General features: G+C 72.0%; 17 protein-coding genes and 1 tRNA gene. 11 read left to right on the forward strand and 7 right to left on the reverse strand.

The features are described 5' to 3' along the window. The first annotated feature begins 29 nt into the window (after nt 1–29). Together HNR73_RS15120 and HNR73_RS15125 are read left to right on the forward strand one after the other, a co-directional pair. On the forward strand, nt 30–569 hold the full coding sequence (locus tag HNR73_RS15120) for a hypothetical protein (protein ID WP_184788082.1): 540 nt from the start codon (nt 30–32) through the stop codon (nt 567–569). Between the two features lie 69 nt (nt 570–638). Further along, nucleotides 639–1,100, forward strand: a complete 462-nt coding sequence (locus HNR73_RS15125) for a tRNA adenosine deaminase-associated protein (RefSeq protein ID WP_184788083.1) — start codon at nt 639–641, stop codon at nt 1,098–1,100. 1,079 nt (nt 1,101–2,179) lie between these two features. On the opposite strand, the gene HNR73_RS15130 is transcribed toward HNR73_RS15125, so the two are convergent. Continuing rightward, complete coding sequence (locus HNR73_RS15130; RefSeq protein ID WP_184788084.1) at nt 2,180–2,620, reverse strand: DoxX family protein; 441 nt, start codon at nt 2,618–2,620, stop codon at nt 2,180–2,182. A 91-nt stretch (nt 2,621–2,711) separates the two neighbouring features. Here HNR73_RS15130 and HNR73_RS15135 point away from each other — a divergent pair, with 91 nt between their 5' ends. The 7 genes from HNR73_RS15135 (at nt 2,712) to HNR73_RS15165 (ending at nt 9,326) form a co-directional block, all read left to right on the forward strand. Then, the gene (locus tag HNR73_RS15135; RefSeq protein WP_184788381.1) at nt 2,712–3,266 is read left to right on the forward strand and encodes a TetR/AcrR family transcriptional regulator; all 555 of its coding nucleotides are present in this window, start codon (nt 2,712–2,714) and stop codon (nt 3,264–3,266) included. A gap of 115 nt (nt 3,267–3,381) precedes the next feature. After that, on the forward strand, nt 3,382–4,836 hold the full coding sequence (locus HNR73_RS15140; RefSeq protein ID WP_184788085.1) for an integrin alpha: 1,455 nt from the start codon (nt 3,382–3,384) through the stop codon (nt 4,834–4,836). A 124-nt stretch (nt 4,837–4,960) separates the two neighbouring features. Continuing rightward, nucleotides 4,961–6,394 (forward strand): integrin alpha, encoded by a 1,434-nt coding sequence (locus tag HNR73_RS15145; protein ID WP_184788086.1) that lies wholly within the window; start codon nt 4,961–4,963, stop codon nt 6,392–6,394. A 38-nt stretch (nt 6,395–6,432) separates the two neighbouring features. Beyond that, nucleotides 6,433–6,858 carry a nucleoside deaminase gene (locus HNR73_RS15150; RefSeq protein WP_203685721.1) on the forward strand — a complete coding sequence of 142 codons (426 nt, stop codon included), beginning with the start codon at nt 6,433–6,435 and terminating at the stop codon, nt 6,856–6,858. Between the two features lie 131 nt (nt 6,859–6,989). Next, nucleotides 6,990–7,154, forward strand: coding sequence for a hypothetical protein (locus tag HNR73_RS15155; RefSeq protein WP_184788088.1), 165 nt, complete (start codon nt 6,990–6,992; stop codon nt 7,152–7,154). Nucleotides 7,155–7,334: 180 nt separating this feature from the next. After that, entirely contained in the window at nt 7,335–8,654 is a 1,320-nt protein-coding gene (locus HNR73_RS15160) for a cytochrome P450 (RefSeq protein WP_203685718.1), read from the forward strand. Between the two features lie 231 nt (nt 8,655–8,885). Continuing rightward, entirely contained in the window at nt 8,886–9,326 is a 441-nt protein-coding gene (locus tag HNR73_RS15165; protein ID WP_184788089.1) for a hypothetical protein, read from the forward strand. 1,178 nt (nt 9,327–10,504) lie between these two features. Here HNR73_RS15165 and deoD read toward each other — a convergent pair. The 4 genes from deoD to HNR73_RS15185 are packed head-to-tail and all read right to left on the reverse strand — an operon-like array spanning nt 10,505 to nt 15,701. Then, a complete protein-coding gene (deoD, locus tag HNR73_RS15170; protein WP_184788090.1) occupies nt 10,505–11,215 on the reverse strand; it encodes a purine-nucleoside phosphorylase in 711 nt (236 codons plus the stop codon). Between the two features lie 20 nt (nt 11,216–11,235). Beyond that, nucleotides 11,236–12,930, reverse strand: coding sequence for a serine/threonine-protein kinase (locus HNR73_RS15175; protein ID WP_184788091.1), 1,695 nt, complete (start codon nt 12,928–12,930; stop codon nt 11,236–11,238). 14 nt (nt 12,931–12,944) lie between these two features. Next, nucleotides 12,945–14,660, reverse strand: a complete 1,716-nt coding sequence (locus HNR73_RS15180; RefSeq protein ID WP_184788092.1) for a serine/threonine-protein kinase — start codon at nt 14,658–14,660, stop codon at nt 12,945–12,947. A gap of 39 nt (nt 14,661–14,699) precedes the next feature. Further along, entirely contained in the window at nt 14,700–15,701 is a 1,002-nt protein-coding gene (locus tag HNR73_RS15185; protein ID WP_184788093.1) for a hypothetical protein, read from the reverse strand. Between the two features lie 129 nt (nt 15,702–15,830). On the opposite strand from HNR73_RS15185, the gene HNR73_RS15190 reads away from it, so the two are divergent. Both HNR73_RS15190 and HNR73_RS15195 read left to right on the forward strand, forming a co-directional pair. Then, nucleotides 15,831–15,920, forward strand: a tRNA-Ser gene (locus HNR73_RS15190). 56 nt (nt 15,921–15,976) lie between these two features. Further along, nucleotides 15,977–16,705, forward strand: coding sequence for an HAD family hydrolase (locus HNR73_RS15195; RefSeq protein ID WP_184788094.1), 729 nt, complete (start codon nt 15,977–15,979; stop codon nt 16,703–16,705). Here HNR73_RS15195 and HNR73_RS15200 read toward each other — a convergent pair. Further along, nucleotides 16,653–18,503 (reverse strand): serine/threonine protein kinase, encoded by a 1,851-nt coding sequence (locus HNR73_RS15200; RefSeq protein ID WP_184788095.1) that lies wholly within the window; start codon nt 18,501–18,503, stop codon nt 16,653–16,655. The genes HNR73_RS15195 and HNR73_RS15200 overlap by 53 nt on opposite strands. 28 nt (nt 18,504–18,531) lie before the next feature. After that, nucleotides 18,532–20,319, reverse strand: a complete 1,788-nt coding sequence (locus tag HNR73_RS15205; protein WP_184788096.1) for a serine/threonine-protein kinase — start codon at nt 20,317–20,319, stop codon at nt 18,532–18,534. Between the last annotated feature and the right edge of the window lie 29 nt (nt 20,320–20,348).

Raw genomic sequence — 20,348 nt, forward strand, 5'->3', positions numbered from 1 at the left:
CCGCGCGGGCTCCCGTTACGATTCCCTACATGGCCGCCCACGACGTCCCGACACCCGCCGGTGACGGCTGGACGCCGCCCGGCGCGAACACCGCGCCGGCCGCCAACGGCCGCCGCGCGCACGCCCCGGCCGTCGACACACGACCCGTGTCATGGGCCGACACCCCAGGCCACGCCGTCAAAGGCGAAGGGCGCATCAGCGCCACCACCTGGCCCGGCGGCTTCGAACCCAAACGGCCACCCCTCGCCCCGAACTACATGTACGCGCCCGAACCCGCACGGCCCCAATACCGGGAGACCCTGCGAATCGGGCCCGCCGGAATCTGGGCCGGAGCGGGCGTCGCCAGCCTCTGGTTCCTGATCTCCGGACTGCTCGCGACGACACTCACCGCGTACGTCTGGGTGACAGCCGTCGCAGCACTCGTCGCCTGGCTGGCGGCTTCTCTTCTGGCTCGGTACGGTGACCGTGGCGCCGCAGCCGGGGTGGCCGCTGTCAGCGGCATGGCCCTCGGGGTCGCGGGGCTCGTCGTGGAGTGGAATGCGCTCCACGGCGACTGGATCCTCTGGTGAACTCGTGACGGCGCGCCTTTCAGGGTGCCCACCGGTGCGAGTGATAAGCATCCCGTCGGGGGTGGGTGAATGACGTACTTTGCAGTCGCGGCGGTCCGCATCGGAACACAGTGGACGGCGCACGAACTTGATTTCGACGGTGTCGACGACCTCGACGAGGTGGCCGACAGGCTCCGCGACGTGGTCGAGGACGCCTCGGTGACCCTCGCCTTCGTAGAGGCCGACGACGAGTACCTCACGGTGCTGCGTCTCGACGACGGAGAAGACCTCCGGCTGTTCTCCTCGGACGCGGAATTCGCCGACTCGTCCAAACTCGGCGGGATCCTCCTCGCCGACGTGACAGACGGCGAACCAGTCGAGATGGACGCCGACCCGGTCGGTGAAGCCGACCTCCTGTCCGACCTCGGTGTCTCGGCCCAGGCGCTCCTCGCGCTCTGCGCCAAAGACGGCATCCTGCCGTCCGACATCACCGCCGAAGTCGCCGGACGCCTCGGCATCGGCGACGACATCGAAGAACTCCGCGAACCATAAGCCCGCGGACGGGACAAGACAGTACGACCAGTTCTGCACGGCACGGCACCGCCCCGGTGTGGGGGCGGTGCCGTGCCGTGCTTGTTTGGGCGGCGCGAACGAAACCGCCTGAAAGGTATGGGATCGGGCTCGGCCCGCCGCCGGTGCCGGGTTCCCGGCGTGGGTGCGGAAACGCGGCCGGGTTCCCGGCGTGGGTAGGCGAGCGCGCGCGAGACTCGCCCGAGGCGGGACGCTGCGGCGGGGTTCCCGGCGTGGGTGAGCCGCGAAGCGAGGCTCGCGCTCGCGGGGCCGGCGTCTTGGGTTCCCGGTGTTGGTGGGTGAGGTTTTAAGGGCCTGTGTTTGTTTGGGCGGCGCGAACGAAGCCGCCTGAGGGGTATGGGATCGGGCTCGGCCCGCCGCCGGTGCCGGGTCCCCGGCGTGGGCGGGCGAACGCAGCGAGACACGCCGTGGGCGGGACGGTTGCGGCCGGGTCCCCGGCGTGGGCGGGCGAAGCGAGGCTCGCGCTGAGTGGGAGCGCTGCGGCGAGGTTCCCGTCCTGTGGGGCGCTCACCCGAGCGGGGTTGCTGCGACCGGGTTCCCGGACTTGGCGGTTCGTGAGGCGCGACTTGCGGTGTCGAAGCCCGGTGTGTGGAGCGGACGGCCAGCGAAGCGAGACCCACCCACGCCGGGCCCCTACGGCGAAGTTCCCGGCCCCGCGTGGGTCCTGACTGAGACTCGTTCCGAGCGGGAACGTTCGGCCGGCCCCCGGCATGGGCGCAACCGTGCTCCGTACTGCTCACGCCGACTCGCGTCGGCGTGGACTCCGTGCCTCGCGGCTGCTCCGAGCGCGACTCGCGGGCAGCGTTCGGCGGCGGACGGCCCGCGCGAAAGACGCACTCCTCCGCCCGCCCCAAAGGGGCCCCAAAAAACACGATACGGGCGAGGTGCGACAAAACCGCGACTCCGAGAACGGCTCGCGGTGCTCTCGCGAGACCCGGCTCGATGCCGGGTTCCCGGCACCGACGAGCCGACAAGCGAGACCCGCCCGACAGTGCCCCGTCCCCGGCGCAACTGAGCGAGGGTCGGGAGCGGCATCCCCCTCACAACGCCGCCAGCACCGCCGCCGCCAGATACAGCACCTGCTCCGCCGTCCGCCGCGGCAGCGGTGTCGCCGGGCGCCCGCCGAACTCCAGCTTCCGCAGCGCCGCCGACACGTTCGCCGGGAACATCACCACCAGCAGCACCCCCAAGCAGATCGCCGCGGCCCGAGCCGTCGCCGGGACGAGCAACCCCACCGCCCCCGCGATCTCCAGCACGCCCGTCACCGTCACCAGCAACGCCGGACGCGGCAGCCGCTCCGGCACCATCGCGATCATGTCCGCGCGCAACTTCCCGAAGAAATGCGCCAGCCCGGTCATCAGGAACATCAACGCCAGCCCTCCGCGCACGGCGGGCTGCCACCCGTCGAGGACGTCGACTCCGGCGAAGCCGAGGGCGCGCAGCACGACGAACCCGCCGACGAGGGCGATGAGCGGGGCCATGGGAACTCCCGAGGTAATCTAGTCATTGACAAGTTATGGACCGACGGTAGCGCGGTATCTTGTCGGTGTCAAGATATGGAGGCTGATCACCATCAACGCACGCGGATACCACCACGGAGACCTCCGGCGCACGATCCTCACCGCCGCCGTCGAGGCCATCGCCGAGTCCGGCCCGGCCGGCTGGAGCCTGCGCGAACTCGCCCGCCGCGCCGGCGTCTCCCACGCCGCCCCGGCCCACCACTTCGGCGACAAGGCCGGCCTCCTCACCGCCGTCGCCACCGAGGGCTTCGGCCTCCTCGCCGACGAACTCACCGCCGCCGGCGACGACTTCCTGGAGGCGGGCGTCGCCTACGTGCGTTTCGCGACCTCCCACCCCGCGCACTTCGAGGTCATGTTCCAAACGGCGATCCTGCACGCCGACGACCCCGACCTCAACGCCGCCGAGGCCCGCGCCTCCACAGCCCTCGAAGACGGCCTTCGCCACGCCGTCCCCGCCGCCGAGGCGACCGGCGACATGCGCCTGGCCGCGTGGTCGATCGCGCACGGCTTCGCCGCGCTGTGGATCAGCGGCGCCCTGCCCGAGCGCGCCGGGTCCGACGCGGTCGCGGCGGCCAGACCGGTCCTGGAGAAGCTGCTGCGGAAGTGATCACGCTGCCCGACCGGCCGTAACGATCGGGCAGACCTCACCCCACGCCTTGCCCGGCGCGACCGCACCGGGTTTTGATTGCCCTGCCCCGCCCGCGCAGAGAGAGGCCGCGACCATGCCCGCGTCCCGCCGGACCGCCTTACTCACCGCCGCCCTCCTCGCCGCCGCGACGGCCCCCCTCGTCACCGCCACCCCCGCCCACGCCGCCTCCTGCGTCTCCGCCGTCGACAACGACTTCGACGGCGACGGCGTCCGCGACCTCGCCGTCGGCGACCCCTTCACGGCCGGCGGCGGCCGCGTCGTCGTCACCCACAGCCGCACCGGCCTCGCCACCGTCATCGACCAGGCGACCGCCGGCGTCCCCGGCAACGGCGTCAACGGCGACTTCTTCGGCTTCGCGCTCGCCTCCTACGACCGTGACCTCGACGGCTGCGACGACCTCGTCGTCGGCGGCCCCGGCGAGACCGTCGGGACCAAGGCGAAGACCGGCGCCGTCTGGGTCGTCCCCGGCTCGCCGACCGGCCTCAACCCGGCGGCCTCGGTCATGTTGACGCAGGACACGGCGGGTTTCCCGGGCGCCAACGAGAACAACGACCTCTTCGGCTACGCCCTCGCGGCGGGAAACTTCGGCTCGCAGCGTTTCCTCGCCATCGGCGTGCCCGGTGAGACCGTGGGCGCGAGCGCCTCCAACGCCGGCCAGGTCGTCTACCAGCGCGGCTCCACGACCGCCGCCCTCACCCAGGACACCGCGGGCGTCCCGGGCATCGCCGAACTCGGCGACCGCTTCGGCGAGACCCTCGCCGCGACACCGCAGCACATCGTCGTCGGCGTCCCCGGCGAGAACGCGGGCGAAGGCCTCGTCCACGTCTTCGCCCACCGCCTCACCGACGGCCGCCCCACCCCGGTCAAGTCCACCGGCCAGGACACCGCCGGCGTGCCCGGCGTCGGCGAGCCCGGCGACCGCTTCGGCGGGCAGCTGTCGGCCGTCGCGTTCCGTCCCGGTGGGGGCGGCACCGGCACGCTCGTCGCGGTGTCGGTCACCGGCGAGGACGTCCGCGAGAACACCGTCACCGACGCCGGCATCGTCCACGCCCTCTACTTCGGCACCGACGGTTCCTTCCGGCAGCTCGCCGAGTACTCCCAGGACGCCGCCGGAGTCGAGGGCGACGCCGGTTCCGACGACCAGTTCGGCCGCACCGTCGCGCTCACCAACACCGGCACCGCCGCCGAGGGCACCCCCGCGACGACCGTCCTCACCGTCGGCGCCCGCGGTGCCGAGAACCCCGACCCGCGCCTCGGCGCGCTCCAGGTCTTCCGCCTGTCGGGCGCCCCCGGCGACGGCGACCTGTGGATCGCGCCCGGCACGCACGGCCTGCCCGCCAACGCCATCGGCGGCAACACCCGCATCGGCTCCTCCCGCGACCACCTCTACGTCGAAGGCCACCTCCCCGACGGCGTCGGCGCCGCCGTGCACGGCCTGCGCTGGCGGGACCTCCTCGCCGGGCAGTCGCCGCCCGCGCGGACCTGGCCGGTGCCCGGCACGGGAGTGCTGATCTGGGCGATTTCCTGACGAACGGGGTTCAGTCGGCGGTCACCCGCCCATCACCGAATGGGTTCGCGGCGTCCACACGATTCTCTGACCGCGTGCATGAGGCGTTGGCGGGAGAGACGCGTACACCTCCGACACTTCGGACATGAACCGCGTACCGGCCCTCATCATCACCGCGGCTTTAACCTTCACGATCGGCGGCGCCGTCTCCCCGGCGACCGCATACGCCGCCACGTGCGTCACCGGCGCCGACGGCGACTTCGACGGCGACGGTCTCCGCGACCGCGCCGTCGCCGCCCCCAACGGCGCCGACGGCGGCCACGTGGTCGTCACCTACACCTCGACGGGCACGACCACCGTCATCGACCAGCAGACCGCGGGCGTGCCCGGGGCGGGCGCCGACGGCGACCTCTTCGGCTTCGCGCTGGCGACCTACGACAACAACGGCGACGGCTGCGACGAGCTCGTCATCGGCGGACCCGGCGAGGACGTGGGCGGGAAACCCGACGCGGGAAGCGTCTGGATCGTCCCGGGCGCGCGCGGCGGCCTCAACACCGCCGCCACCACCGCCTACACCCAGGACTCGGCGGGTTTCCCGGGCGCCGTCGAGCCCTCCGACCTCTTCGGTTACGCGCTGGCCGCCGGGTTGACCGGCGCGCAGCCCTACCTCCTCATCGGTTCGCCGGGCGAGAAACTCGACGACGGCTACGCCGAAGGGCAGGTCTACTACCTGCGCGCGGCCGCGATCGTGACCCTCCATCAGGACAAGCCCGGCGTCGCCGACGACTCCGAGCCCGGCGACTGGTTCGGCGAGACCGTCGCCGCCACCCCCACGCACGTGGCCGTCGGCGTCTCCGGCGAGAACGCCGGGGCGGGCGCCGTCGCCCTGTTCACGCACGCCCTCACCGCCGACAGCCTCACGCCGCTGTCGACGGTCGGCCAGGACTCGGCGACCGTCTCGGGCGCCGGCGAGGCGGGCGACGCCTTCGGCGGCGGCCTGTCCGCCCTCCCGTACCGGCCCACGGGCGTCACCGCGACCGGCACGCTCCTGGCGGTGTCGGCGACCGGCGAAGACCTCGGCGCCGCCGTCGACGCCGGGCTCGTCCACACCCTGTTCGTCGACTCCAGGGGCGTCGTCACGCAACTGGCCGAGTACAAGCAGAGCGCGCCCGACGTCGAGGGCACGCCCGAGACCGACGACCTCTTCGGTGGCGTCGTACGGCTCGCCGACACCTCCGGCGGTGCCTACGCCACCCCGGCGTCGGCGCTGCTCACCGTGGGTTCGGCGGGTAGTGAAGGCAGCCACCCGGGCACGGGCGCCGTGCAGGTCTTCCGCCTGGCGGGAGCCCCCGGCGACGGCGACGTGTGGATCGCGCCCGGACACGCCGGGCTGCCCGCCGAAGGCTGGAACGACCACACCGTCGCCGGGTCGACGCCCGAGTGGCTGTACCTGCCGGGATGGTCCGACGCGGGCGCGGTCGTCTTCGGGCTGAAGTGGAGCGAGCTGCTCGCGGGCGGTTCCGTGCGGGCCCACGTGTGGCCCGCCGGTGACGACTTCAACGTCACCGGGGTGCTCTAGCTACCCTCATACCCGTGACCACCCGTTTCGACGACTGGATGGGCCGCGCCCTTGAGGTCGCGGCGGGCGCCGACCCGGCCGACGTGCCGGTCGGCGCCGTCGTCTACGGCCCCGACGGCACCGAACTGGCCGCCGCCGCCAACGACCGCGAGGCCACCGGCGACCCCACCGGGCACGCCGAGATCCTCGCGCTGCGCGCCGCCGCGCGCGTCCACGGCGACGGCTGGCGCCTGTCGGGCTGCACCCTCGTCGTGACGCTGGAGCCGTGCACGATGTGCGCGGGCGCGCTGGTCCTCGCCCGGGTCGAGACGGTCGTGTTCGGCGCGTGGGAGCCGAAGACGGGCGCGGTCGGGTCGCTGTGGGACGTCGTGCGCGACCGGCGGCTCAACCACCGGCCCGAGGTGCACGCGGGGGTGCGCGAGGAGGAGTGCGCGGCCTTGTTGCGGGCGTTCTTCCGGGCCTGACGGGCGAGCGCATAGGACAGCGCATATAGACGGTCATCTCTGCGTGCTCGATGGTGCCGAGCGCTCCACGGGGCTTCTATCCTACGCTTGTCCGATGTGGACAGCACCCGAGAAGGAGATCCGACATGCGCGTGTTCCGGCGTTTAGCCGACTCGATCACCGGCGTCCTCGTACCCCGCGCCTCGGCCGGGGCCTGTAAAGCCTGCTACGTGCACGGCTCGTGCGGCCAGGGCGGCCAGCGCATCTGCTGCTGGATAGGCAGCACCTGCCGCTACACCTGCGGCTGCGCGGCCTAGCTCGTCTTCGGCGGGGCGGCGTCCCTCCCGTTTCTCCGCCACCGGCGAGCGGGCCCCCTCCTCCTCGCCCGAGCCGATCTTCCGGGCGAATGCGACAAGATCGTCCACTCTGGACAGTCGGGTGGCCGGGCGCGCACACTGAGTCGGTCCGACATCGCTCACGCGCACGGAGGATCACCCATGAGCAACCTTCCGCCCCTGGCGTCGGGATCCCGCCCACTGTTAGGACACGCCGTCGCGATGTACCGCGACGCCTTTCCCCTCATCGAACGCGGTCACCGCGAGCACGGCCGCGTCTTCTCCCTCGACCTGGCCGGGAAACCCGCCGTCGTCCTGCTCGGCAACGAGCACGACCGCTGGCTGTTCAAGGAGACCGACAAGCTCTTCTCGATCAGCGAGGGCATGCCCTTCTTCGCCAGGATGTTCGACCCCGACATGTACTTCCTCGCTCCGCCGGCCGAGTACCAGCGGCAGCGCGAGATCCTGCTGCCGCGCTTCCAGGCGCGGCACCTGGCGAAGTACGTCGACATCATGACCGCCGAGACCGAGGCCTGGATCGACGGGCTCGGCGAGTCCGGCGAGTTCGAGATCGTCGACGAGTTCGGGCCGCTGATCATGCGGATCGCCGCGAAGTCCTTCCTCGGTGAGGATTTCGGCGAGCGCCTCGACACCGACTTCTTCGCCGAGTTCCGCCGCTTCTCGGCCGGGCTCGACGTGATCTTCCCGAGCTGGCTGCCGCTGCCGCACTTCATCAAGAGCCGCCGCGCCCGCGCCCGCCTGCACACCGCGCTGGGCAGGCTCGTCGACGAGCGCCGCGAGAACCCGACCGATCCGCCCGACTTCCTGCAGGCCCTGTCGGCCGCGACGTACAGCGACGGGGAGCCGCTGCCGGAGCGTCTGGTCATCAACATCGTGCTGGGTCTGACCTGGGTCGGGCAGGAGACGACGACCGGGCACGCGAGCTGGGCGCTGATCCACCTGCTCCAGCATCCGGGTGAGCTGGCGAAGGTCCGGGCCGAGCAGCGCGATCGGCTGCCCGCCGGGCCGTTGAGTATCAGCGAGTTCCGGGAACTGCGCTATCTCGACGCGGCACTGCACGAGACCGAGCGTCTGCGGCCGGTCGCGCAGCTGATCGCGCGTGGGGCGCTGGAGGACATCAAGGTCGACGAGTACGTGATCCCGAAGGGCGCGCGGGTCTTCCTGTCGCCGGCGATCACGCACCGCCTGCCGGAGTTGTTCGACGAGCCGGAGACGTACGCGCCGCAGCGGTTCATCGACGATCCGAAGTCGGTGCAACTGCTGATCGGGTTCGGCGGGGGAGTGCACCGGTGTCTCGGGGCGCGGTTCGCGTACCTGGAGATGCAGATCATCGTGACGCTGCTGTTGCGCGCGATGGATCTGGAGTTGGTGGACCCCGACCCGCGCCCGATCGCGGGGCCGGGCACGAAGTGGCCGCAGTCGCCGTGCCGCGTGCGGTACACGAGGAGGGGACGAGGCTAGCGCGGAGCACCGGCGAGTCTTCTTGCCTTGACAGAACACCACCCGAGCCCGCGCGACCGCCGTACCGGCCGCGCGGGCCGGGCCGGGCTCGCCCGGCGAAAGGACCTGCCACCAGGGCGGATCGACTGCCCTGCCGGACACCTCCGCGGGCGCCGGTTCGGCATATCGTCGTTGTCCCCGATCGGAGAATGACGCTTCTCGATGGTCATTCGCCGGAGAACGAGGCGACCGATGACGTCCGAACAGTTGGCCCAGATGATCGTCGCCGCACTGGGGCTGGCCGGAACCGTCGTCACGGTCGTCCGTGGTCAGCGCGGTGAGGACAGGTTCAGGCGGAGGGTGCGTTACGACGTCGAGTTGTACAAGGATCTGCCGGAGGGCAGCGGGGAGAGTGCCGCGAAGTTGCTGCACAGCATCAACGTGCGCTTGGAGCGGATCGCGGAACAGGCCGAAAGGCGCCGCCAGCCTCCGGGGATGGCGCTGGTGGTGTTCCTTCTGGTCGCGTTGACGATCGGTGCGGTGGTGATGATCGGGAGCGGTGCCTTCTTCGTGGCGGTGCTCGTGTTCCCCGTGTTCGTTTTCGTGGCGGGGATGGCCTGGTTCGGTCTCGATGGGATGAGACGAACCAGGGAGGAGCGCGGCCGGGCCCGGGCACGGCGCGGCGGGGGTTGAGCGGGTGGGGCGACGGTGCCGGGGCTGGCCATGCGAGCGAGCTCGCTTCCCTCGCAAGGCCAGCCCCCAGACCGGGAACCCGCCCGCAACTGTCCCGCCGGGGGCGAGTCTCGCCCGCCTACGCCGGGGCCGCCCGCAGCTGTCCGGCCAGGGACGGGTCTCGCTCCGCTCGTCCGCCCAGGCTGGGACGCGGCCATAGCCGATCCGCCCGCACGAGTCTCGCTTCGCTCGCCCACGCGGGCCGGGAACCCGGCCGCGTTTCCGCGCCCAGGCCGGGGACCCGGCACCGGCGGCGGGCCGCAGCCCGATCCCATACCCGCAAGGCGGTTTCGTTCGCGCCGCCCAAACAAGCACAGGCTCTTCAAGCTCACCCACCAAGACCGGGAACCCAAGACACCGGCCCGTCAAGCGTGGGTCTCGCTTCGCTCACCCACACAGGCCGGCATTCCCAGGCGCGGCCCCGTGAGCGTGAGTCTCGCTTCGCTCGCCCACGCGGGCCGGGAACCCGGCGGCGTTTCTGCGCCCAGGCCGGGGACCCGGCACCGGCGGCGGGCCGAGCCCGATCTCATGCCCTTCAGGCGGTTTCGTTCGCGCCGCCCAAACAAGCACAGGCCCTTCAAGTTCACCCACCAAGGCGGGGAACCGGGTTTGTTCACCCACCCACGCCGGGAACCCGGCCGCAGCGGCCCACCAACGCCGGGAACCCAAGGCGCCGGTCTCGCGAGGGTGAGTCTCGCTTCGCTCGCCCACGCAGGCTGGGAACCCGGCCGCAGCGGCCCACCAACGCCGGGAACCCAAGACGCCGGTCTCGCGAGGGTGAGTCTCGCTTCGCTCGCCCATGCACGCCGGGTACCCGGCCGCAGCGGCCCACCAACGCCGGGAATCTAAGACGCCGGTCTCGCGAGCGTGAGTCTCGCTTCGCTCGCCCACGCAGGCTGGGAACCCGGCCGCAGCGGTCCTGCCAAGCGCCAGTCTCGCTTCGCTCGCCCACGCAGGCCCGGGGGCCGGGCTTGTTCGCCCACCGAGCCCTGGAACCCAAGACCCGGCCCCAAGCGTGAGCACCCGCCCACCCCGGCTCCCGGCCGCGTTACGCACCCACCCCGGCACCCGCGGCGCCCCGAGCCCGATCCCCACCCCTCAGGCGGTTTCGTTCGCGCCGCCCCAACCGGCACGGTCCGTTAAACCAGCACCGCTCCGAGCGCGATTTCCACCATGTCGGCGAAGGTCCGTTCCCGTTCTTCGGCGGGTAGGGCTTCTTCGCGGAAGATGTGGTCGGAGATGGTGCAGATCGTCAGTGCCCTCGCCTTGAACTTCGCGGCGAGTGTGTACAGCGCGGCCGCTTCCATTTCGACGGCGAGGACGCCGTATTCGGCGGCGCGTTTGTACGTGTCGAGGGAGTCGCCGTAGAACACGTCGCTGGAGAGGATCTGGCCGACGTGGACGGGGGCTCCGTCGCGGTTCGCGGCGAGGTCGGCGGCGGCGCGGAGGAGGCCGTAGTCGGCGACGGGCGCGTAGTGGAGTTGTCCGGCGAAGCGGTTGGCGTTCATGGAGGAGTCGGTGGCGGCGCCGATGCCGATGACGACGTCGCGGACGTTGACGTTCTCCTGGATCGATCCGGCGCTGCCGACGCGGACGATGGTCTTGGCACCGTATTCGGCGAGAAGTTCGTGGGTGTAGATCGACGCCGAGGGCATGCCCATGCCCGAGCCTTGGATCGAGATCCGGTGTCCTTGGTAGGTGCCGGTGTACCCGAACATGTTCCGCACGGTGGAGTAGCAGACCGCGTCGTCGAGGAAGGTCTCGGCGATCCACTTGGCGCGCAGTGGGTCGCCGGGCATGAGGACGGTCTCTGCGATCTCTCCGGGCTTGGCGCCGATGTGGTTGCTCATGTCCGCAGATCTTGCCATCCTCAGCCGACGGCCGAAGCCGGAACCCAGCCACAGGAGACCGAGCCGTCGCCGTGGGTGAGGCGGGCCACGGCCCAGCCGAGATCGGGGTCGACGGTGGTGGCGGTGATGTCGGTGATGTCGCCGTCGATGGTGGGTGCGTCTTCGACGGGCCATACGGTGGCGGTGGTTCCGGCGGTGACGGGTCGTGGGTTGTCGCCGGGGGCGATGGAGCAGCGGTGGACGGCGCCGAAGGTGGGCGCGGTGGTGACGGGGTAGCCGTCGCGGACTTCGATGCGCAGTGTCACGGGTTCGAAGTCGCTGTCGACGCCGGCGCAGCCGCCTTCCATGCCGATGCGGGCGAGGCTTTTCACTTCGATCTTCCCGTCGACGACGACGGGGTCTTCGAAGTAGTCGCCGCAGTGGACGCGGCTGATCACGGAGCCGGGGATCTGGACGGGCCGGCCGTCTTCCCACAGCCAGATCTGCATCCAGGTCGGTTCGGCGTTCCCACCGTGGGCGACGATCATGGTGACGGCGTCGAGGTCGTTGTCGTCGTCGAGGTCGGCGTAGACGGGGTCGGCGGCGAGTTCGGTGTAGGAGAGTTCGTCGAAGCGGTCGGCTTCGCCGTCGACGAGGGTGGTCCCGGTGGTGCCGTCGAAGCCGACGTATGTGGCGTTGCCCCAGTCGAAGGCCTTGATGTCCTCGTTGGGTGGTGCGGGTGGCCGGATTTCGGGTACGGCTTGTCCTCCGCCGCCTTCGAAGGCGTTGACGCCGACGGTGACTCCGCCCGCGATGACGGCGATTCCGGCGGCGACGGCACCGATCTTCAGGGCGGTGGCGCCGATGAGTCCTTTCGCGGTGGCGGCTTTCGCGCCGGCTCCGGTGCTCAGCGCCGACAGTGCTCCCGTGGCGCTCTGACCGGCGAGGATCCCGGCGGTGGCGGCGATTCCGGCCGCGGCGGCACCGGCTACGGCGAGGTTGATGGAGACCACGGCGTCGTTGAGCGGGCGCACGTCGGCGCCCACGTGGACCGCCGGGACGGGCAGCGGCGCGGGGCCTTCGGCCGGGGGCGGCAGTGCGGCGAGCGCGTCGCGGAGCTGTTCCGCCGTCGGTCGTGCGGTGGGATCGGCGACGGTCGCCGCGCGAAGCAGTGCGGTCAGCGCAGGCGGCACGTCGTAGAGGTCGGTGAGTTCACCGGGACGTCCGGCCAGTGCTCTGTACACAGTGGACGCGAGCGCCGCGACGTCGGCGGGCTGTCTGGTATCGCTCGGCGCGAAAGGGGTCGGGGTGCCGGGTGTGCTGGCGAGGCCGGGCGCGCAGGCGTCGAATCCGGCGATCGCGGGGTTTCCGCCGTAGACCACTGTGGACGGACAGATCGCGCCGTGCGTCAGGCCGCGCGCGTGCGCGGCGGCCAGGCCGCCGGCGAGCGCCGTGGCGACGCGGATCGCTTCGGCGGCACCGAGTGTGCCGACGGTGACCAGGTGCTCGGCGAGGGTCGGCGCGGCGGCGTCGACGACGAGCAGTGCCCGCCCGTCGGGCGTGCGGCCCGCGTGCCGGATCGTCGCGATCCCGGGATCGCCTGCGGCGCCGAGTAAAGCGGCGGCCCAGGGATCGAAGGCGGCGGGCGCGGGACGGAGCCCGACGACGCGCAGGACCGGGCCGGGCCCGGTGTAGATCTCGGCGGTGTCGTCGCGGTAGACGGGAACGGGCTGCACACCGTCTATTGTGCTCACTCGTCGAGCCCGTTGTTGGGCACCCATCCGCAGGAGACCGAGTCGTCGTTGCGGATCATGCGCACCCGCAACCATGCGACGGGCCGCGTCTCGTCCCAGGTGGTGTAGATGAGTTCGAGTTTCTTGAAGTTGTCGGCGGTGTCGACCGGCGGCGCCTTCTCGTCGGGCGCGATCCGCGGCTCGTAGTTGACGATCTCCATAAGGGACTCGAACTCCGCCGGGATGCACGAGGCGGCCGCGCCGTGCGGCGAGACGGTCACCGGATACCCGTCCTCCACGGCGATCTCGACCTTCTCGTCCTGGTATTCCGGTTGAGCGCAGGTCGGCACCGCGATGGCGATGTTGCGGGTGAGCGTGAAGTGCCCGCCGTTGACGCCGGGGGGCTCGAAGTCGTTGCCGCAGCGTCCCGCGTCGGCCAGCGGATAGGGCAGCTGGACGGCCTTCCCGTCCTCCCACAGCCAGATGTAGGGCCACTCGAAGATGTTGTTGCCGCCCTCCTGGGCGAGCACGACGAGCGCGTCGAGGTCGTTGTCCCCGTCGGCGTCGGTGTAGACGATCGGGTCGTCGCCGAGGCGGTAGCCCTCGGTGTTGGTGTCGCCGTCGAAGGGCTTTCCCTTGCCACCGACCAGTTCCGCGGTCGTGCCCTGGACGGTGTCGGTGAAGGAGACGTTGCCGAAGTCGAACTCCTGGATCGCCGTGACCATCGGCCCCGGCCCGGCCTCGTCCTCGTTGAGGATCGTCACCCCGACCCCGACACCGGCCGCGATCACCGCCGCCCCGGCGGCGAAGGCACCGATCTTCAGTGCGCTGAGCCCGCCCATGAAACCCTTGGCGGAGGCCACTTTCGCGCCCCCACCCGAAGCCATCGCCGACAGCGCGCCCGAAGCGCCCTGCCCGACGACGACACCGGCCGCCGCGGCCGCCCCGGCCGCCGCCGCACCCGCGATGGCCAGGTTGATCGACACCACCGCCTGATTCACCGGCCGCACCGGCGAACCCACCAGCGCCGCCGCGACCGGCACCGCCGGGAGCGTGTTCTCCGTCGCACCGATCACCGACAGCGACCCGTAGAGCTGCTGCGCCGTCGGGCGCTGCGCGGGATCGGGCGACATGCCCGCGCGCAACGCCGCCGTCAGCGGCGGCGGCACGTCGTAGAGTTCCCCGACCAGCCCGCCCGGCTGCCCTCCGAGCGCGGCGTACAGCGTCGCGGCCAGTCCGTACACGTCACCGGCCGGACCCGGAACGCCTTCCGGCGCGGCGAAACGGCTCGGCGCGGGCGGTTTCGCCATGCCCGGCGCGCACGCGTCGAAACCCGCCAGGCGCACACCGTCGGCGTACACGACCGTCGACGGGCACACCGCCCCATGCCACAGGCCCGTCGTGTGAACCTGCGCCAGCGCCGAGGCCAGCGCGAGACCCGTCGTGTGCACCTCCGCGACCGGCAGCGGACCCTGCCCGACCAGCCGCTCGGCGAGCGTCACCCCGGCCGCGTCGACGACCAGCATCGGCCGCCCGTCGGGCTCGCGCGCGGCCTGGAACACCGTCGCCACACCGGGAAGCGGCGACACCGACAGCAGCGCCGCCGCCCACGGATCGAAGCGCGACGCGGCCACCGGCTCGGCGCCCACGATCATCACGGCGGGACCCCCGCCGGGCGCCGCCGCCGGGTACACCGATGCCGTCTCGTCGCGATACATGGGCACGTCGTTCATGCCCGAGACCCTATCGACGTGCGGCAAACGCCCCGAAGGTCAGCCCGCGACCGCCGACCACGGCACCCAGCCGCAACCCGTGCCGCCGTCGGCCCAGGTGATCACGGCGATCGCGTAACCGTTGTCGATCGTGGTGTCCGGCGAAGGACGGTGACGCACCTCGACCTTGCTGTACGCGCCCGGCTCGGCCAGCTTCGGCGCGCCCTCGGCGTTGAGCACGACCGGCTCGGCCTTACCCGTCACGTCGGTCGTCTCCGTCGCGCCCGCCGGGGCGACGCGGCAGCGCGTCGTCGCCGAGTCGTGCTCACCCATCTTCTCCACCGGGAACGATGCCAGCATGCCGATGTTCACCGACTCGGTCGCCGGGTCGCCACCGCACACGTTCGCCGTCGAGCGGGTCAGCGCCAGACCGTTCTCACCGGCCGCGATCGTCATGCGCGCCAAGGGATCGCACGTCCACTGCCAGCTCGCCTCGAAGGCGATCGGCTGCGCGGCCGTGCCGTCCCAGATCCACAGCAGGACCTGCGACCACGGCTTCTCGCCGTTGATGTCGACCAGGGCGGCCGCGTCGAGATCACCGTCACCGTCGAGGTCGGTGAAGACCGGGTCGCCCGACAGCGCGAAGTCCTCGTACTCACCGTTCTCGAAGGCGACGAGTTTGCCCTTGACGTAGACGGCGGTGTTCTTGAAGTCGACGGCCTCGATACCGCCCGCGGGCGCGTCGGACTCGCCGGGGCTCGCCGAGTCGCCGGGCTTGACGGCGCCCGGGTCGCCGTCCTCCTTGTTGAAGTATTCGAGACCGAAGTACACCGAGCCGCCCAGCAGGGCGACCGCGACGACGATGATCGCGACGACCGGCCACACCTTGCGCTTCTTCGGCGGTGGCTGGTGGTGGTGCGCGGGAGGGATGGGCGGAAGCGGCGACCAGCCGGACTCGGCCGGCGGCGGCTGGGGCGGTCCGAAGACGGGCGTCGGCTGCGTCGGGGCGCCCTGGTTCGGGTCCCAGGGCATTCCGCCGGGCGGGGGAGGGGTCACGCTCATGGAGAGAGGCTAGCGCCGCCGGTCAACGGGGGTGCCGCCGGAGAGCCCGGCGTGTCCGCCCACGGTCGTGACGGCGACCACGGGATACCGCCGCGACACCGGCCCGGCGGCTCAGGTACCCTCGTCGACGGTGGCGTGTCCGAGTGGCCGAAGGAGCACGCCTCGAAAGCGTGTGACGGTGCAAGCCGTCCGTGGGTTCAAATCCCACCGCCACCGCCAACAACGCCGCTCCACCGACAGGTGGGGCGGCGTTTTCGCTTGGGAGGGCCGCGCTCATGGACACCGGTGCGCTGACCTCGCTGTTCGCCGGGTCCGGACCGATCCTGCTCGACTTCGACGGGCCGGTCTGCGCGGTCTTCGCCCGCCGCCCGGCGCCCGGGGTCGCTGCACGCCTCGTGGCCGGGCTCGCCGCCGCCGGGAAGACGGTCCCGGCGCCGGTCGTGAGCACGGGCGACCCCCTCGCGGTCCTGCGATGGGCCGGCACGCTCGGGGAGCCCCGTGTGACGGAGACCGTCGACGACGCGCTGACCGCCGAGGAGCGCGCCGCCGTGGCGGTCGCCGAACCCACCCCGGGCGCCGCCGGGTTCATCGCGGCCGCGTGGGAGGCGGGAAGGCGCGTGGCCGTGGTGAGCAACAACGGCCGCCCGGCGATAGACGAGTACCTCGACGCTCACGGACTCGCCGGCGCGATCGCCGTCGTCGTCGGCCGTGCGCGCGGTCTGCCCGGCGAGATGAAACCGGACCCGCGCCCGCTGCGGCGCGCCCTGGCGGCCCTCGACGCCGAACCTGAACGTGCGTTCATGATCGGTGACTCGGTCGCCGACGTCGCCGCCGCGCGTGCGGCGGGCGTCCCGGTCGTCGGGTACGCCCGCCGTCCGGAGAAGGCCCGGCGCCTGTCCGGCGCCGGGGCCGACGCGGTGGTCGCCGACCTCGCGGTCCTCACCGGTCTCCTCAGACCACGACGTCCCAGGGCACCCACCCGCAACCGAGCGTCCCGTCGGTGAACGAGATCACCCCGTAGGCGTACCCGTTGTTGATGTCGGTGCTGGTGTCCTTCGCGTAGTACACGACCATCTTCGTGAACTCCGAGTCCTGCGCCACGACCTTCGACGAGGAGTCGGGGTGGAACAGCGGGTCGGACAGTCCGTACACGTCCTTGGTCTCCAGTCCCGTCGAGTTGACGTCGTCGCGGCAGTTGACGACGGCGCTGTAGTGCCCGTCGTCGTACTGCACGACCTCGCCGTCCTTGACCTCGACGTGGATCTGCTCCGAGGAGTGGAAGCCGTCGTCGCACCAGTTCGCGTCGGCGCGGGTGACCTCGAAGTGGTTGGGCAGGGCGGCGTCGACGTCGAGCGACAGCGTCGGCAGCTCACTGCACGTCCACTGCCACGTCGCCTCGAAGTAGAGAGGCTCGGCGCGCTTCGACGACGGCTCGTACAGCCACACCTGCACGAACTCCCACGCGTCGAGGTCCTCGGCGGAGTCGCCGGCGTTCTCGATCACCGCGGCCGCGTCGAGGTCGTTGTCACCGTCGACGTCGGCGTACACGGGCTCCCCGCTGAGGCTGTACAGCCCCGACTCGCCGTTCGAGAGCGTCCCGGGCTCCTGGAGCAGTGACACGTCGGCGTTGTCGAGGTCGACCTGCTTGATGCCCTCGTCGACGGCGATGACCGGATCCGGGGTGGGATCGTCCTTCTTCCCGGCGTTGACCGCGACGATGACGACGGTCACGACGACGGCCAGCGCCAGCGCGCTCACGCCGAGGACGATTCCCACGCTGGACTTCTTCTGCGGCACCGGTTGCGGCGCCCACGGCTGCTGGGGCGCGAACTGCGGGGCGTACTGCGGCGCCGGTGGCCCGGTCACCGGGAAGGCCGCGGGACCGCCCGAAGTCGGGTACATCGGCGCGCCCGAGGTCGGATAGGGCGCGGGGGCTCCCGACGTCGGGAACGGTGCCGGGGCACCGGAGACCGGCCTGGGCGTTCCGCCCGCCCGGTTGATCTCGACGACACCGGTGGTGACCGGCCGGATCGCGATGCCGACGGCCTCGGCGGGCAGCGCGGGCGCGGCCGTCGGGACGTGCGGAAGCTCGATCGTCGCCAGTTCGGCGTGCAGCTGCGCGGCGCTCGGGCGGCCGTTCGGGTCGGGGTTCAGCGCAGCGCGCAGCAGCCCGGTGACCTGCTGTGGCACGCCCGGCAGGTCGAGGATCGACTGGTTGCGCAGGGCCGGGTTGTGCGGATCGACGGCGAAGGGCAGCTGTCCCCCGAGTGCGAGATAGCTGGTGGCGGCCAGGGCGTACACGTCGGATGCGGGACCGGGCACGGGATCGAGCGGATTGAACCGCGAGACCGCCGACGGCGGCGCCATTCCGGGCGCCTGCCCGTCGAGGCCCGCCAGCTGCGGATGCCCGAAACCGTTGAAGAGCACAGTGGACGGTGAAACCGCGCCGTGCCGCAATCCGTTCTGGTGCAGGGTGTCGAGCGCGAGTGCCAGCAGAGAGGCGTTGGTGACGCCTTCCCCGACGGCGAGGGGACCGGTGTGGCACAGGCGTTCGGAGAGCGTGCTGCCACCGGCGTCGACCACCATGGACGGTCGCCCGTCGGATCCGGAGCCCGCCTGGAAGATCGTGGCGATGTTGGGGTGCGCCGACAGCTGCCGGACCAGGCCGGCCCAGGCGTCGAAGCCCGCCGGGTCGGTGAACCGGTGGCCGACGATCTGCATCGCGGGCGAGCCGTCCGGTCCGCTGACCGGGTAGCTGGCGGCGGCGTCGTCGGAATGGAGGGGGGACGCAGGCGTGGTCATGACGGTGCCCTCGTTCTCTTTAGTGTTCTCACGCAATGGTTCCAGGCGGAATCCACCCGCAGGCGACGCTGCCGTCGGTCCGGGTCAGGCGGGCCAGGTGCCAGGGGCTGGTCCCGCCGCCGAGATCCCAGTAGGCGGACTCGATCGCGGTGAACTCCTCCGGCGCACCGACCACGGGCGATCCTTCGACGGGGATCAGCAGCGGTGTGACGCGGCCGGTCAGGTCGGTGTGCACCTGGTTCGGCGCGGTGCTGTCGTAGCAGTTCCCGGCGGCGCCGAAGCCGGGCGCGAGCTGCACGGGAAGGTGGTCGCGCAGGCCGAGGGTGATCGAGCCGGGACCGTCGTCACCGGCGGGATCGGCGTCACCGCAGCGGAAGGTGAAGTCCATGACGACCTCGACACCGCCGTCGGCGCCCGGTTCCAGACTCTCCACGGCGCCGCCGCAGTCCTGCTCGTGGACGGCCACATAGGGCGACTGGACGGCCTTCGCACCGTCCCATTCCCAGAAGTACAGGTACTTCGGGCCGCCGCCGGCCTGCACGGTGACCCACTGCGCGAGATCGAGGTCGTTGTCGCCGTCGAGGTCGGCGTAGACGGGATCGCCTTCCAGGACGTAGGTGTCGGAAGGCTGACTCGGATCACCGAGCGCCCCCGGGGCGCGGCCGCCGCTGAACTCCGTCGGCTCCTCGTCGACGTCGGGACTGAAGACGCGGCCCGGGGAAAAGGCGGCACCGGAGACGTCGAAGCCGCGGATCGCCTCGTCCATCGGACCGGGCCCGCTCGCCGTGCCGCCCGTCCCTTGTGGATCCTCGTCGAGCACGTTGACGCCGACCACGACGGCGGCGGCGACCAGGGCGGCGCCCGCGACGCCCGCGCCGACCTTCAAGACCGTCGACGCCCCGAACGCCGATGCCGCCTTGCCCGCCGCGCCGCCCGCACCGGTGAGCAGGTCACCCGCGGCCCGCCCGGCCAGGATCCCCGCCGTGGCGGCGATCCCGGTGGCCGCGGCCCCGGCGACGGCGAGGTTGATGGACGCGACGGCGTCGTTGACCGGCCGCACCGGCGACCCGATGTCCGCGGCGGCCATGGGAATCCCGCCGACCCCGGTGGGGACGGCGGTGAACGCCCCGAAGCCTTCGGCGAGAGCGTCGGCGGCCGGGCGTCGCGCCGGGTCGGGATGCAGAGCCCCACGCAGGAGCGCGGTGAGCTCGACCGGGACGCCGGTGAGATCGCCCGAGATCTGGCGGCGCGCGGCCGGGTCGGCCGGTTCGGCGGCGAACGGCAGCCGACCGCCGAGAGCGGTGTAGGCCGTGGCCGCCAAGGCGTACACGTCGGAGGACCGGTGCGGCGTCTCCAGCGGCGCGAAGGGATGCGGTCGGATCGGCAGGAGCAGACCGGGGGCCCCGGCGTCCAGTCCGGCCAGGCGCGGACCGACCGTGATCACCGTGGACGGCGTGATGCCACCGTGCCGCAAACCCTTGGCGTGCAAGGCGGCCAGACCGCGCGCCAGCACCGCGAACATCCCGGCCGCCTCGGCGACCGGTACCGGACCGGTCGCGACCAGCCGTTCGGCGAGCGTCGCACCGCTCGCGTCGGCGGCGAACACCGCGTGCCCGCGCTCATCGAGACGTGCGCCGAGAACGCCGCCGAGGCCTGGAACACCGGCCAGGGATGCGATCGCGGCCGACCACGCGGCGAACTCGCCCGCCGGGGCGGGGCGCGTGCCGGTGACCACGGTGACCGGGCGGCCGTCGGGATCGCCCGTGAAGTGCACGGCGGCGGCCTCGTCGGCGTACGCGAAATCGGGCGAGGTCATCGGCGGGGCTCTCCTCGGGCGGGGTCGGG

Source organism: Phytomonospora endophytica, from assembly GCF_014202425.1.
GTDB lineage: Bacteria > Actinomycetota > Actinomycetes > Mycobacteriales > Micromonosporaceae > Phytomonospora > Phytomonospora endophytica.